Below are 1,194 nucleotides of genomic sequence, written 5' to 3' on the forward strand. Positions count from 1 at the left end.
AGGCACTCGACCATCGGCTATCTCAGCCCGGTTGAGTTCGAGCGCAAGGTGGGATTAGCTTAACCTGGTGTCCATCAAACCGGCAGCAGCTCACACACCGGAGGAGGTGGCCGAGGTATCGAGGCTCGCTCAGCGGGCGGTTGAGCTAGGTAGGGATGATGCAATCGCGCTCGCTGATAGCGGATGGGCATTGGCATATGTTGTTCGCGATCTCGATCGAGGCGCCGCCTTAATCGATCGCGCGCTTGCGCTCAATTCCAATGTGGCCGAGGCGTGGGATTGCGGTGGCTGGGTAAAGAACTGGCTCGGCGAATACGAGCTAGCGATCGAACGCTTCAAGCGTGCCATACGCCTAAGCCCACTTGATCCGTGGGGCGCACCGATGCGAGCTGGGACTGCGCATGCACATTTTTTCCTAAGTCGCTATGACCAAGCGGCATCGTGGGCGGCAATGGCGTTGCAGGACAATCCAAACTCTCAACCTCTACTTCGTATTGGCGCTGCGAGCAATGCGATGGCGGGAAGGCTCGATCAAGCGCAGAAGGCGGTCGTGCGCCTGCGCCAACTCAACCCTACACTGCGGGTTTCCAACCTCAAAAACGTGCTGGGACCTTATCGGCGTGCCGAAGACATCTCGCGATACGAAGAAGGATTGCGGCGAGCCGGGCTCCCCGAATGATACCGCTGAAGGAAGAAAACGTTAACTTGACCGTTGCTTTCGAGACTTCGGTTATTCGGTGGCCACATGCGATGTCTGCGCATCTAACCTTAGACCGGACGGAGAGGTCGTCGGATGAGCGACAGAATGTCGCCAATTGGCCCACCAGCGAATTGGCGACCCGCCTCATTGAGGTCCGCTCAGTGAGGCATTGCGGACTAGATTTGCTTGCGTTGAGTTCTTCGCATTTTGACCCGCAGCGGTCCTTGCGCGCGGTAACCCATCGCAACGCAGCATTGCCCGGGCGCGCAATGCGCGAGATCATCTGATATTCTCGGTCTCGTCATCGTGCACGAGAGAGTCGAGTGAGACGGCGCGAGTTTGTCACGATACTTGGCGGAGCGGCGGCGATGCCGTTGGCGGCGCGCGCGCAGCAAGCGTCGCGACCGCCGCGGATGGCGATGTTCCATCCGGCAATCCCGCCCGCGCTCCTGACTGAAACGGGCGGGGGCAGCGCATGGCGCGCCTTTTTCGGC

1 protein-coding gene is annotated in these 1,194 nt (G+C 59.9%); it reads left to right on the forward strand.

Annotated features, from left to right (window positions below):
- The first annotated feature begins 67 nt into the window (after positions 1-67).
- Positions 68-679, forward strand: a complete 612-nt coding sequence (locus tag YU9_RS0138340) for a tetratricopeptide repeat protein (protein ID WP_027577403.1) — start codon at positions 68-70, stop codon at positions 677-679.
- Positions 680-1,194 lie beyond the last annotated feature (515 nt).

This window comes from Bradyrhizobium sp. WSM1743 (assembly GCF_000473065.1).
Classification (GTDB): domain Bacteria; phylum Pseudomonadota; class Alphaproteobacteria; order Rhizobiales; family Xanthobacteraceae; genus Bradyrhizobium.